Origin of the sequence: Spirillospora sp. NPDC029432 (assembly GCF_040703975.1) — a bacterium.
Taxonomy (GTDB): domain Bacteria; phylum Actinomycetota; class Actinomycetes; order Streptosporangiales; family Streptosporangiaceae; genus Spirillospora.
Genome location: NZ_JBEZWH010000009.1, coordinates 133,826 through 146,879, shown reverse-complemented (window position 1 = coordinate 146,879; position 13,054 = coordinate 133,826). Strand labels below are relative to the sequence as shown.

The following is a 13,054-nucleotide window of genomic DNA, read 5'->3' as shown; positions in this document are numbered from 1 at the left end:
ACGCCCGACAAGTCCGGCCGGCACCGTTTCCTCCAAGATCGCCCGCGAATGAGGGGAGCCTAACCTAATTCGCCACCGGCGATCCGCGCGGGCCGTACCGGGGTTCAGCCGGTCAGCTTGTCCAGGCGTTCCAGCGGCGTGTCGCGGAGCTTCTGCAGGCACATGACCGGCAGCAGCGCCTCCTTGGCCTCGATGACGTGCGTCGAGGTGGACGGGCATTCCCGCCGTGTCTGGACACGTGCGGCGATCTTGGCGATCGCGGCCTCGGTGCCGCAGTCCGCCTTCTTCAGGCCGGCGAACGCGAACGAGGGATCCTGGATGCAGTCGCCCGCGCCGAGGACGCCGCCGCCCCGGCCGAGGCACAGCACCGGCTTGGAGATCGAGCCGCCGCCGAACGACCGCAGCCGCATGGTCTCCAGCGTCTGCGGGGACGGGCACTCGTTCTCCGCGGCGACGCGGGCGATCACCTTGCCGTACCAGTCGGACGCGGAGCAGGGCTTCTCGCCGCCGAACCCGAAGCGCGCGCTGCTCACGCAGTCGCCCTTGGCGATCCACGCACCGCCGGCGCCGGGGTCGCCGGGGTGCGGGCCCTTGAGGTTCCGCACGCAGGCCTCCCAGTAGCGCTCGTCATCGGAGCCGATGCTGACCCGCGCGGCCCCGTCGGTCCCCTCGGGGCAGTCGGGCTCGGAGACGCGGCCCTGGTAGGCGGTCCGCTTGCCCTCGCGGGTCACCTTGACGACCTTGCCCTTGGCCTCGGGGGCGTCGCAGTCCACCCGCACGGTGTTCGGAACGGTGCTCTGCTTGGTACCGGACTCGAAGCGCGTCCCCACGCACTGCTCGGCCGCGACGGGACCGCTGGGCGAGGACGAGCGCTGGACCACCACGAACGCCACCAGCCCGAGCAGCAGCAGTGCGCCCCCACCGGCGGCGATCAGCGCGATCAGCGCCGGCCGCTTGCCGCGCGGGGGCGGCCCCTGGGGCGGCATGGTCGGCGCCCCCATCGGGGACCCGCCCGGCGGAACGGTCGGAGGCCCGTACGGCTGTCCCGGCTGCCCGTGCTGCCCCTGTTGTCCAGGCGGACCCGGAACCTGGCCGTGCATGGCGGTACCCCCGAAATGTTGACGACCTTGGAATCGATCACGAAAGATACCGTTCGCGGTTCCCCGCCGTCCCGGGATCCGCCGCAGCCGCACCCAGGGCACCGCCCGTCGCCATTCGGGACTCCTGTCCCTGTCGTCCTGAGAGCGCGCGGTCGCATGCTTCCCCCGGTTAGGGGGAGCGATGAGACGTACTTTCACAGCCATCGCGGTAGGGGCCGTCCTGCTCATTTCCGGCGCCGGATGCGGGCCGGCGGCAACGCCCACGGCGGCGGGATCGGGGAGTGCGGAGCCTTCGGCATCGAGCACGCCGTCACCCACACCGGCGAACGAGGAACGTACCGTCACCGAGACCGAGGTGATCCCGTACAAGACCAGGAGAGTGAACGACCCCACCCTGGCCAGGGGCGAGACCAAGGTGAGGATTCGCGGCGTCAAGGGTGTCAGGACCCTCACCTACAAGGTCACCGTCACCGACGGTGTGGAGACCGGCAGGAAGCTGGTGCGGAAGGCGGTCACCAGGGCGCCGGTCACCCGGATCATCGCCGTCGGTACGAAGCGGACGCGGCAATGCGACCCCAACTACAGCGGCGCCTGCGTGCCGATCACCAGCGACGTCGACTGCGCGGGCGGCAGCGGTGACGGGCCGGGTTACGTCCAGGGGCCCGTCCGCGTCGTCGGTTCGGACATCCACGACCTGGACCGCGACGGCGACGGCATCGCCTGCGACTGACCCCGTCCGGAAGCCACGATCCACACGCGGGCGGCGCCCGCCAGGGACTCAAAATGGAAACGGTTATCAATTCTATGATTGGATAGGCGTCGCCGAGCCCGGCGCACGCGGCTACGGGCGCCGGCCAATGAACCGGAGGAACGCGATGCCGCCGCTGACGGAAGAGGACGCCGCCGCCTTGCACCGCGCGTCGTCACTGCTGTGGAACCCGCTGGGCGAGGCGTACGTCGCTCTGGTCGCGCCGGCCCCGGGTGACCGGGTGCTGGACGCCTGCTGCGGCGCGGGCGCCTCGGCGATCCCGGCCGCCCGCGCGGTCGGTGCTAGCGGCGCCGTGGACGCGGTCGACCTGGCTCCCGGCCCGGCCGAGCTGGGACGGCGGCGCGCCGCGGCCGAACGGCTCGGGCGGTTGCGGTTCCACGTCGCCGACGTGACCGCGTGGCCGGACCCCGAGCCCTACGACGTGCTCCTGTGCGGATACGGGATCTTCTTCATGCCCGACATGGACGCCTCGGCCCGGCGCCTGGCCGGCCGCCTGCGCCCGGGAGGCCGGTTCTCCGTCGCGACCTGGGCCGAGGGCGCGCTGGAGAGCTTCGGGGCCCGGCTGGCCCGCGCCGTCGAGACCGAACGCCCGCTGGAGTCGGCCGACCCGCCCGCGCGGCGGGCCGCCCGCAGGATCGGCACGGAGGACGCGCTCGGCGCGTGGGCGCGCGGCCTGCGGCTGCGGGACGTCCGCACGCATCGGATCGTCCGGCATGTGCCCCTGTCGCCCGGCGACGCCTGGGACCTGGTGCTCGGCAGCGGCTTTCGCGGGATGCTGCACAGCCTCGACGCCCCGGCCGCCGACCGCGTCCGCGCTCGCTTCCTGGACATGCTGGACGCCGATGGGATCGACGACCTGGACGCCACGTCCCTCGTCGCCGTCGGCACGGCCTGATCCCGTCGCCGGTCAGGGGCGCTGCGCGCCCGCGATGACCAGGGCGGCGGTATGCCGCAGGAAGTCGTCGGTGAGGGTGTGGCCGAGCATGAGCCAGCGGAAGTACAGCGGTCCTGCGGCGGCCTGCACCAGGAAGTCGGGATCCGCACTGGCGGGGAGGTCGCCGCGCTCGATCGCCCGCACGAAGATCTCCCGCGACAGGTTGAAGCGCGCGGGCCAGATCTCGTCCAGGGCACGGCGCAGCCCGTCGTCCTCACCCGTACGGGGACCGGTCTCCTTGATCAGGGCGGTGATCCAGGGGCTGTCGAAGCCGCGGCGGACCTCGCGCAGGAAGGTGAGCAGGTCCTCGAACAGGTCGCCGGTGTCCGCGGGAGGCGACACCTCGGCCTGCCGCGCCGTGAACGCGGCGGCGACGAGACTCGGCTTGTCGCCCCACCGCCGGTAGATCGTCGCCCGGTTGACCCCCGCCCGCTCGGCGACGGTCTCGATCCTCAGCGCCGCGTAGCCGACCTCGCCGAGCTCGGTGATCGTGGCGTCCAGGACCGCCTTCGCGGTACGGGCCGTGCGCCCTCCGGGCCGCCTGGTGGCCGCATCGGCCTGCAGCTGTCCGGCTTGGTCCGCGGGCTTGTCGTGCATCTCCTAACGCTACCGATCAGGCCATCCTGTCGCAATTAGCGTGCCGGCGGGATGGCCAGCGCCGCCGCGGCCGCGGCGGCGGACACGACGGCCAGCAGCAGGAACCCGGCGGTGTAGCCGGCTTCGAGCGGCGCCCCGTCGGAACGGAGGCCGGCGGTGACGACACTGCCCGTCAAGGCGGCGCCGATCGCCCCGCCGATGGTGCGGATGTTGGCGTTCATGCCGCCGGCGGCACCGGTCTGGGCGGCGGGGACGCCGCCGACGACGAGGTTGGTCATCGCCGACAGGCCCAGGCCGAGGCCGGCGCCGAAGACGGTCGCGGCGGCGATGACCGTCCACCGCTGATCGTGGGCCAGGGCCAGGCCGGCGAAGGCCAGGGTGCCGAGTACGGAGCCGGTGACCAGCTGGGCCTTGGAACGGAACCGCCGTTCGACGGGCCCGCTGACCGCGCCGCCCAGGAACATGGCGACGAGCATCGGGAGCAGCAGGACGCCCGACTCGGACACGGTGGAGCCGAAGCCGTACCCGGCGGCGGGCGCCGTCTGCACGAACTGCGGCAGGAAGGTGAACATGGCGAACTGCCCGGCCCCGAAGAACAGCGCGGCCAGGTTCGTGGTCCACACCTGCGGCAGCCGCATCATGCGCATGTCGATCAGTGGACGGGACGAGCCGAGTTCGGTGGCGACCCAGGCCGCGGCGGTCGCGACAGCAGCGGTGAGCAGGCCGAGCACGGCGGGGGAGAGCCAGCCCCACTGGGGCCCCTTGCTGACCGCCAGCAGCAGGGCGGTGAGCCAGGCCGACAGCGGGAGCGCGGCCGGCCAGGCGATCCGGTCGTCCCGGCGAGGCGACTCCGGAACCAGCCGGTACGCGGCCAGCGCCGAGGCGGCGGCGAGGACCAGCGGGATCCAGAACAGCCACCGGTAATCCAGTGCATCGACGATCGGGCCGGCGGCCACCAGCCCCAGCCCGCCGCCCGCGGCGATCACGGCCGAGATCGCGCCCACGCCGGAGGCGACGCGGCCGGCCGGAAACCGATCGCGGATGATCCCGTACGACAGCGGGAACACCGCGCCCGCCACGCCCTGGATCACGCGGGCGAGGATGAGGACGCCAATGCCGGACGCCAGCGCGGCGACCGCACAGCCGACCGCGAGCGCCAGCAGCACGGCGACCAGGGCGCGCTTCTTGCCGACCGCGTCCCCCACGCGTCCCGCGATCGGAGTGCAGATCGCGGCCGACAGCAGATGGGCGGTCATCACCCAGGTGACGGTGCTCTGGGAGGTGTGCATCCGGGCCTGGATCGTCGGCAGGATCGGCAGGACGAGCGACTGCAGCATCGCGAAGGTCCCGCACCCGGCCATGAGGACCGGCAACGTCGCACGGCTGGATCCCATGAGCGGCCCTCCCTGACCGTCGTGCGCCACGGGAGACGGCCCCCTGCGTCTCCCGTGGCCTGCTCGCACGGACGCCGCCTCAGGTGCCGCTGCCCTCGTAGGAGTCGAGGCCCTCGACCAGGCCGAGCAGCTCGGGGTGGTCCTTGAACCGGTCGCTGTGCACCTTGGCGATCTTGTCCCCGATCCCGGGGTCCGCGTCGTCGGTGAGGTCCCCGGAGACCATGTTCGTGACCAGCGGCAGGCCGGCCGCGTCGATCTCGCGGTGCAGCGGGTCGTACATGTACGTGCGGTAGGCGTCGATGTCCTTGAGCGCGTACAGGGCGCCGTACTGGAACTCGCCGCCGAAGTCGCGGCCGACCGTGAAGAACTCGACGACGTCGAGCTTGTCGCCCAGCTTGCGCATCAGGTCGAGCGCATGCTGGACCTGGTCCTCGGGAGCATCCGGCTTAACGGCGATCCGGATCTGGTGGTAGATCACGACGGTTCTCCTCTACGACGCACCTTGATGCAACGATCTGTTGCATTAGCAATGGTAGGCCATCGAGGCGACTTAATGCAACAGTCTGATGCATTAATGTCGTTGACCTGCACTGGTGAAGCGAGATGGCACTGGTGCCCACCGCAGCGCCTGGGGCCAATGGCGGAACCTTGTGGCCAAGGCGTCGGCCATGTCTCCCGGTTCACCGGCCCATCGGCGCCCTGGCCGAGCGGCTGCCGTGCCGGCCGTCGGCGACCAGCCGGAAGCCCTTGCGGGCGGCGCGCGCCGCCACGTCGCGCCGCGTAGCGCTAGGTGCAACGGGAGTTGCGCCTCTGAGCCCGGTCGCATCGGCGAGCCGGTCGCTCTCCGCGCTGCGGCGATCGCTCTCCTGAGGGCGGAGGCTGCCGCGGCGGCGGTGGGGGATCAGAGGTCGAACTCGGTGGGGGATAGGCCGACGGCGTGGCAGGCCTCGCGTACGACTGCCTTCTCGTCGTCGTCGAAGTGGCCGTCGGCGCCGCCGATGACGATGCCGATCTGGATGACCGCGCGGGCCTCGGCAGGCTTCTTGGCCGCCTTGCCGATGTCCTGGAGCAGGGAGACCCTGCCGAAGGCGAAGTCGGCGGTGAGTTTGGCGACGTACTCCTCGAACCGGCGCTGCAGATCGTTGGCGTGGAAGTTCGCCAGCGCCTCGTTGGTGGTGATGAGGGACGCGGTCCGCTGGCGTTCCGAGGGGGAGACGGTGCCGTCGGCCGCTGCCACGAGGGCGCACATCGCCATGGCGGCGTCCCTGAAGGCCCCGCTCTTCAGTTCGTTCTTCCTGGCCAGAAGCTGGGTCTGCATGGTCTGGGTGGACTCGCGCAGCCTGTTCCACAGGGCCATCGGGGGTGCCTCCTGTCGGTGTTCTGTGCTCGCGCCCCGGGGGAGGGCTGCTACAAGTGTAGTAGTTGATGGAATGGGCCGAGGGGCGCTGCTTGTCGGGGCGTGGGGGCTTTGGGGCATGGCTTCCACGCGGGTGCGGGCGCTCTTCGCTGGCCGGAATGTCCTGATGTCGATCACGGTATGCGCCGGGGGCGTAGTGTGGGCAAGAATTACGTAGCGCTCATGGACAGTTACTAAGAGTGTTCGTGCGTGTAGGGTTCGAGTCGCCGGGCGGCCATCCCCTCCGTTTCCTACCGCGACCTCCACTCCTTTCGCCCGCGACTCCAGGCCAGCCCGTCGAGGGCTGCCAGTGCCGTGCATGCGTGTTGTCTGCGCGAGTCCGGCGCCTGGTGGCCCCTGCCCTCAGCGGAACACCCTCACCCGTGGGAGAGAACGTGAGCCAGCTCAACGCGGCGACGAGTGCGCGTTCGGGTCCAGCGGTGCCGTTCGCGGCCCTGTCACTGCCGGTGCTGCTGCGCCGGCGCGCCGAACAGTGCCCCGACGCCCTCGCCGTGCGGGACGCGACCGGGCGGCTCACCTACGCCGAACTCACCGGGGAGGTCCACCGCCTCGCCCGCTACCTCACCGCGATCGGCATCGGGCAGGGCGACCGGGTGGCCTGCGCGCTGCCCCGCGGGGTCCCCGCCGTGGTCGCGCAGGCGGCGATCTTCGCCGCCGGTGCGGTGTACGTCCCGGTGAACGCGAGCTATCCGGAGCGCCTGCTGTCGCGCATGCTGGCCGCGCTGGACGTGCGGTGCGTCCTCGGCCTGCGGGCGCGGAGGCCGGTGGATCTAGGGCCGGTGCGGATCGACCTCGACGACCCGGCGGTGGCGGCGGACATCGCGGCCCAGCCGGCCTCGCCGCCCGGCCAGGACCCGCCCCTGGACTCGGTGGCCTACATCATGCACACCTCGGGTACGTCCGGACGGCCCAAGGCGGTGGCCATCTCGCACCGCGCCGCGTCCAACGCGATGCAGGCCTACGGGCAGCGCTACCCGGACCCGATCGAGGTGTACGCCCTCATCTCCTCGCTGACGTTCGACGGTGCCATCGGTGGCGTGTGGTGGACGCTGCTGTCGGGAGGCACGGTCTCGATGCTGTCGCCCGACACCGCGACGGCGATCGACGAGCTGGTGTCGCTCCTGTCGGCGGGCGATGTCAGCCACACCATGGTGACCCCGTCGCTGTACCGCAGCATCCTGCCGGGGATCGGCGGCCCTGCGGCGCCGCTGCGCCAGATCATGGTCGCCGGTGAGCCGTGCGACCGGCAGCTGGTCGTCGACCACCACCGGCGCATGCCCGGCGTGGAGCTGCTCAACATCTACGGTCCCACCGAGACGACGGTGTGGTGCTCCTCGGCGACGCTGCGCCCGGACGAGGACGTGACCGTGGGCACCGCCCTGGCCAACACCGAGCTCCTGATCGTCGGCGGCGACGGCGGCGTCGTTCCCGACGGTGAGCTGGGCGAGGTGTGGGTGGCCGGCCCGAACGTGGGCGAGGGGTATATCGGTGCCGGCGCCGCCGACCTGGCCCGGTTCACCGCCCACCCCGCCGCTGCCGAGCGGCGCTGCTACCGGACCGGTGACCTGGGCCGGTGGCGCGATGACGGGCGGCTGGAGCTGCACGGAAGGATCGACGAGCAGGTCAAGGTCCGCGGCTTCCGGGTCGAACCGGAGGGCGTCGCGGCCGAGCTGCGCGGCGTTCCCGGCGTCCGGGACGCCGCGGTCGCCATGCGTTCGGAACAGCTGGTCGCGTACGTGGTGCCGGAGTGGGACGAACGGTCGGTGGCGGCGGAGATGCAGGGCGCCTGGAACACGCTGTACGGCGAGCTCGACCACAGCGACGAGCTGGTGGGCTGGACCAGCAGCTACACCGGCGAGCGCCTGCCCGAAGAGGAGATGGACGAGTGGCGGGCGGCGACGCTGGAGCTGGCCCGGGAGGGCGGCGCCCCGCGTTCGCTGCTCGATCTGGGGTTCGGCACCGGCATGATGCTCACCCGCCTGGCACCCGGGTGCGATCGCGTCGTCGGCATCGACCCCTCGCCGGTGGCCGCCCGGACGCTGCGGCCCAAGCTCGCGGAGCTGGGCCTGGACCGGATCGTCGACCTGCGCACCGCCGACGCGCGCGAGACCGCCGGGCTGGCGGGCTTCGACCTGGTGCTGTGCAACTCGGTGGCGTTCTACTTCCACGGGGCCGAGCACCTGGCCGAGGTCATCGCCGGCGCCCGCGCGGCCGCCGCGCCGCACGGCCGGGTGATCATGGGGGACCTGAAGGACCTGGGCCTGCAGGACGCCCTGCACGCCGCGGTCGTGCTCGCCCGCGCCGACGACGACGAGCCGGTGGCGGCGCTGCGGCAGCGGTGGCGGCGCCGCGTCGACCTCGACCCGTACCTGCTGATGGACCCCCGGTGGTTCACCCGCACGCTGCCCGGCTGCCATGTCGAGGTCCGTCCCCGGCGCGGCGCCGCCCGCAACGAGATGAACGATTTCCGCTTCGACGTCGTCATCGCGCCGGAGCCGCGGAGCCATCTCGACATTCCGCGGTGGCGGCCATGGCCCGGCGGGCTGGACGCGATGGCGGACCTGCTCACCGGTGACGACCCGGTCGCGGTGACGCGGGTCCCCAACCGGCGCACCGCGGGGGCGTGCGCGGTACGGGCGCGCCTGACCGGGCACGGCGGACGGGACACCGCGGCGTCGCTGCGGCGGCTGGCCACCGCGGCCGAGGACGCCGCCGTGCATCCCGAGGAGCTCGCCGCACTGGCCGAGGAACGCGGCTGGGAGGTGCGGTTCTCGCGGGCCGCCGGCTGGCCCGACGGCGAGTTCGACGTGGTGTTCACGCGCCCCGGCGGCGGCGCCGAGCCCGCGGTCCGCTGGCCCGGCGGCCCGTCCGACGGCGAACTGATCAACGCGCCGATCCACCGCCAGGTGATCGCGACCGCCACCGACCGGCTGCTGCCCGCAGTGCGCGAGCGCGCCGACGACAGGCTGCCCGCCCACGAGCGTCCGGCCGCCTACGTCGCGCTCACCGAACTGCCGATCGGCGCGCACGGCAAACTCGACCATGCCGCCCTCCCCGACCCCCCGGGCACCCGCTCCGGCCTCACGACCGACTACGCGCGCCCGGTCCTGCCGATCGAGCAGCGGATCGCGCGGGCCATGTCGGAGATCATGGGAATCGACCGGGTCGGGCTGCACGACGACTTCCTCGAACTCGGCGGGGACTCCCTGCTGGCCGTGCGCCTGACGAGCCGGCTGAGCGAATGGTTCGACCTGGACCTGCCGACCCGGGCGGTCTTCGACGCGCCGACGGTCGCGCAGCTGGCCACGCTGATCGCCGACCACGGCACCGGCGACGGCCGCCGTCAGGGAGGCGCGGCGGCGCTCGGCGCGGACCTGCCCCGGCAGTCGGGCAGGCTGCCGCTCACACCGCCGCAGGCGTTCTACCGGGAATGGATCACCAAGACCGGCTCGGGCCGGGGGATCGGCCCGCTCATCCTCCTCCCGGTCCGGTACCGCATCCGAGGACCGATCGACCGCGCGGTACTGGCGGCGGCCGTGGACCAGACGGCCGCCTGGCATCCGGCGCTGCGCACCGCCGTCCGGCTCCACGGCCGGCCGCGGGAGGCCCACCAGTTCGTCCACCCGCCGGCCACCGGGACGCTGCGCATGCTCGACGCGGACGGAACCGACCCCGACGCGGTCCTCCAGGAATTCCACGCGGGCCGGCCGCTGGATCTGGCGGCCGGCAACGTCTTCAGCGCCGAGCTGGTCCGCGTGTCCGAGCACGACCATCTCCTGTCCCTGCGCCTGCACAACCTCGTCGGCGACGCCTCGTCCCTGGGCATCCTGGAGGAGGAGATCGGTCACCGCTACCGCGCGCTCCGGGCCGGCCGGGAGCCCGCCTGCATACCGCGGTCGGACTACGCCCGGCTGTCGACTCCGCTCTCCGCCGCTCCCCGCACGCAGGACGTGCACTACTGGGATCAGAAGCTCACCGGCTGCGGGCCGATCGAACTGATCCCCGGCGGCGGCATCCACCACACGGCCGGCCACCACACGCGCGTGCAGAGCCTGATGGTGCCGGCCGGGCCGTCGCGCTCGTTCCAGCGGCTGGCCCGGGCCCGGAGCGTGACGTTCGCCGGCGCCGTCTACGCCGTGTTCTGCGCGATCATGGCCGCCGACACCGGCGACCCGGACACCCGCATGCTGGCCGTCAACTCGGTCCGGCCCGATTCCCTCGCCCACACGGTGGGCGGCGTCGCCGACACGGTGCTGCTGCGCCACCGGCTCCGGCCGGACGCGTCGGTCGCGGAATCGCTGACGGCGGCGCACCGGGAGCTGCACCAGGCACTGGGGCACGACAGCGTGTCGCTGCTCTCCTCCCGCACCTGCCCGCCGGCGCTGGAACGGCTGCTCGCCCGATCGCAGATCATCTACCTCGACGTGCTGCCGCCCACGCCCGGACTACGGCTGGAGGGGTGCTCGGTCGAGCGCTTCGACCAGCTGGACGAGGACTTCCCCGGCCCCTTCGACATCGCCGCACATCTGGGCTTCCTGGTCAGGCCCGAAGGGGAGCAGATCCGGCTGGCGGTGGCGTACGACACCTCGTTCGCGCCCGCCTCCTACGTACGCGGCCTGCTGGAACGGACCCGGGACATCATCACGGCGTGTGCCCGGCCGGGCTCCCCGCCGCTGGCCGTGCTCGCCGAACCCGACGGCTGGCTGGCCGGACTGCGGGAGAAGAGCGGCACCCGTCCACGCCGCTGACCCAGCCGGTGGAACGCATCGCACCCGCCGTCGTTCCGGCGACGGCCCGCCGCCTCCAGCGGTGGCGGCGCCCCTGCCGCCACGACCACCGCCGGCGGTGCCGGCGACCTCGCCGGCACCGCCATCGACCGCCCACGGGTCCGGGTGAGGCCTGATCGACACCAACCGCCATTCGACCAACCGCCACTCGACCAACCGCCACTTGACCGACCGCCACTCCAGCGACCGCCGGCCCTCCAAGCGCGCCCCGGCGAGGGCGGGGCGGCCCGCCGGCCGTGCCTCGGCCGCCGCCGGGGCCGGATCCGCCCGCCGCTGGGCCGCCACCGTCGCGGTGTGCCTGGGCGTGCTCCTGATCGGCGTCGACGGCACCGTCCTCACCGTCGCCATCCCCGATCTGCAGCGCGACCTCGCGCCGTCGACGGCTCAGGTGCAGTGGATCGTCGACGGTTTCGCGGTGGTGATGGCCGGCACCGTGCTGGCCGCCGGCGCGCTCGGCGACAAGGCCGGACGGCGCGCCGCCTTCCTGATCGGCCTGCTGGTGTGCGCGCTGGGCTCCGCGGCCGGCGCGCTGGCAGACGAACCCGCGTACGTGATCGCCGCCCGCGTGGTCATGGGCGCCGGCTCCGCGCTGGTGATGCCGGCCACCCTGTCGATCATCATCGACCTGTTCCCGGAGCCGGGGCCGCGGCGCCGCGCCATCGCCGTGTGGACCGCCATCGCGGGGATCGGCGGGCTCCTCGGCCCGGTCGTCGGCGGCTGGCTGGTGGAGCACTTCTCCTGGCGCTCGGGCTTCTGGATGAACGTTCCCGTCGCCGCGGTCGCCATCGTGCTGACCGTCTGGCTCGTGCCCGAATCGCGCGACGACGCGGCCGCCCCGCTGGACCACCTCGGCACGGTACTGTCCACCGCCGGCCTGAGCCTGCTGGTGTGGGCGACCGTGGAAGGGCCCGGTCACGGATGGGGCAGCGCGCGGGTCATCGCGGCGTTCGCGGGCGCCGCCGTGCTGCTGGTCCTCTTCGTCGCCTGGCAGGCCCGCTGCCGGGCACCGGTGCTGCCGCTGGGGCTGCTGCGCCCGCCGCGGGTCGCGTTCGGCCTGGCGGCGATGGCGCTGGTCTCGTTCCTCGTCTTCGGCCTGATGCTCGTCTTCACCCTCTACATGCAGAGCGTCCTCGGCTACGGCGCCCTGGAGGCCGGCGTCCGGTGCCTGCCCGCCTCGGCCGGGATGATCGCGGGTTCGGCGCTCGCGCTGCCGTTCATGGGGAGGATCGACGACCGCCTCCTCATCATCGCCGGCAACGCCCTCCTCGCCGCCGCGCTGACCGTGGTCGCCACCTTCACCCCGCGGACCGGGTACCAGGCCCTGGCGGTGTTCATGGTCCTGCTCGGTGTCGGCGCCGGCATCGTCCTGGCCGCCAGCACCGAGATGGTCATGAGCGCCTTCCCCGGCCGGCACGCCGGACTCGGATCGGCCCTCAACGACGTGACCCGCCAGGTCGGCCTGGCCCTGGGCATCGCCGTCCAGGGATCGATCCTGACCACCGCCTCGACCCGCCGGCTCCGCCGGCTCATCGGCCCCGTCCCCGGTGACGCCGACGCCAACGAGATCCTCGCGGCCGCGGCGCACCGGCCGGCCGCGTTCCCGGCGGCCACCGTGACCGCGGCCGAGGACGCCTTCGTCACCGGGATGGCCCGCTGCGCGACCGGCGGGGCCGTCGCCCTGGCGGCGATCACCGCCGTGGCGGCCGTCCTCCTGCTCCGTGCCCGGTTCTCCACCGGCGCCGCGACCGCCGTACCGGCCCGGAAGGCGGGGCTGTGGGACCTCGCACGTGTCCGCGCTCCGATGAGCGTGCGGTCGACGCGACGCCCCGACGGTTGGCACGTCGATCTCACCCTCGCGCTGCGCGTTCGCAGGCCCGCGCTGTGGGCACTGACATCTCTGTCCCTGCTGGCCGTGCCCTGGCTGCTCAAGCGGCGATCGGCCCGCTCCTCACCGGCACCGCCGCAGCGCGCCCTCGCCTGCCTCCGCACGCTGCGGCGCCGGCTGAACGACCGCCTGACCGGCGCCTGACCGGCGCCTGACCGGTCAGGCGCTCAC

At 73.1% G+C, this 13,054-nt stretch carries 9 protein-coding genes; 4 read left to right on the top strand and 5 right to left on the bottom strand.

Annotated features, from left to right (window positions below; genetic code table 11):
* Positions 1-104 precede the first annotated feature (104 nt).
* Positions 105-1,001 carry a hypothetical protein gene (locus AB0881_RS09980; protein WP_366615825.1) on the bottom strand — a complete coding sequence of 299 codons (897 nt, stop codon included), beginning with the start codon at positions 999-1,001 and terminating at the stop codon, positions 105-107.
* 280 nt (positions 1,002-1,281) lie between these two features.
* Here AB0881_RS09980 and AB0881_RS09975 point away from each other — a divergent pair, with 280 nt between their 5' ends.
* Both AB0881_RS09975 and AB0881_RS09970 read left to right on the top strand, forming a co-directional pair.
* Positions 1,282-1,830: a G5 domain-containing protein gene (locus AB0881_RS09975; RefSeq protein ID WP_366615823.1), complete on the top strand. Its 549-nt coding sequence runs from the start codon at positions 1,282-1,284 to the stop codon at positions 1,828-1,830.
* Between the two features lie 145 nt (positions 1,831-1,975).
* Positions 1,976-2,764 carry a methyltransferase domain-containing protein gene (locus tag AB0881_RS09970; RefSeq protein ID WP_366615822.1) on the top strand — a complete coding sequence of 263 codons (789 nt, stop codon included), beginning with the start codon at positions 1,976-1,978 and terminating at the stop codon, positions 2,762-2,764.
* Positions 2,765-2,776: 12 nt separating this feature from the next.
* Here AB0881_RS09970 and AB0881_RS09965 read toward each other — a convergent pair whose 3' ends face one another.
* The 4 genes from AB0881_RS09965 to AB0881_RS09950 form a co-directional block, all read right to left on the bottom strand.
* Entirely contained in the window at positions 2,777-3,400 is a 624-nt protein-coding gene (locus AB0881_RS09965) for a TetR/AcrR family transcriptional regulator (protein WP_366615820.1), read from the bottom strand.
* A 35-nt stretch (positions 3,401-3,435) separates the two neighbouring features.
* Entirely contained in the window at positions 3,436-4,794 is a 1,359-nt protein-coding gene (locus tag AB0881_RS09960) for an MFS transporter (protein ID WP_366615818.1), read from the bottom strand.
* Between the two features lie 79 nt (positions 4,795-4,873).
* Positions 4,874-5,272 (bottom strand): Dabb family protein, encoded by a 399-nt coding sequence (locus AB0881_RS09955; protein WP_366615816.1) that lies wholly within the window; start codon positions 5,270-5,272, stop codon positions 4,874-4,876.
* Positions 5,273-5,695: 423 nt separating this feature from the next.
* The gene (locus AB0881_RS09950) at positions 5,696-6,151 is read right to left on the bottom strand and encodes a TerB family tellurite resistance protein (protein WP_366615815.1); all 456 of its coding nucleotides are present in this window, start codon (positions 6,149-6,151) and stop codon (positions 5,696-5,698) included.
* A gap of 434 nt (positions 6,152-6,585) precedes the next feature.
* Between AB0881_RS09950 and AB0881_RS09945 the strand changes: the two genes are divergently transcribed.
* Both AB0881_RS09945 and AB0881_RS09940 read left to right on the top strand, forming a co-directional pair.
* The gene (locus tag AB0881_RS09945) at positions 6,586-10,959 is read left to right on the top strand and encodes an amino acid adenylation domain-containing protein (protein ID WP_366615814.1); all 4,374 of its coding nucleotides are present in this window, start codon (positions 6,586-6,588) and stop codon (positions 10,957-10,959) included.
* Positions 10,960-11,161: 202 nt separating this feature from the next.
* Positions 11,162-13,027 (top strand): MFS transporter, encoded by a 1,866-nt coding sequence (locus AB0881_RS09940; RefSeq protein ID WP_366615812.1) that lies wholly within the window; start codon positions 11,162-11,164, stop codon positions 13,025-13,027.
* The last annotated feature ends 27 nt before the right edge of the window (positions 13,028-13,054 follow it).

What these genes read in the sequence shown, in the direction of transcription:
- AB0881_RS09980 (WP_366615825.1), bottom strand. Translation starts at nt 1,001, where the DNA reads ATGGGGGCGCCGACCATGCCGCCCCAGGGGCCGCCCCCGCGCGGCAAG.
- AB0881_RS09975 (WP_366615823.1), top strand. Translation starts at nt 1,282, where the DNA reads ATGAGACGTACTTTCACAGCCATCGCGGTAGGGGCCGTCCTGCTCATT.
- AB0881_RS09970 (WP_366615822.1), top strand. Translation starts at nt 1,976, where the DNA reads ATGCCGCCGCTGACGGAAGAGGACGCCGCCGCCTTGCACCGCGCGTCG.
- AB0881_RS09965 (WP_366615820.1), bottom strand. Translation starts at nt 3,400, where the DNA reads ATGCACGACAAGCCCGCGGACCAAGCCGGACAGCTGCAGGCCGATGCG.
- AB0881_RS09960 (WP_366615818.1), bottom strand. Translation starts at nt 4,794, where the DNA reads ATGGGATCCAGCCGTGCGACGTTGCCGGTCCTCATGGCCGGGTGCGGG.
- AB0881_RS09950 (WP_366615815.1), bottom strand. Translation starts at nt 6,151, where the DNA reads ATGGCCCTGTGGAACAGGCTGCGCGAGTCCACCCAGACCATGCAGACC.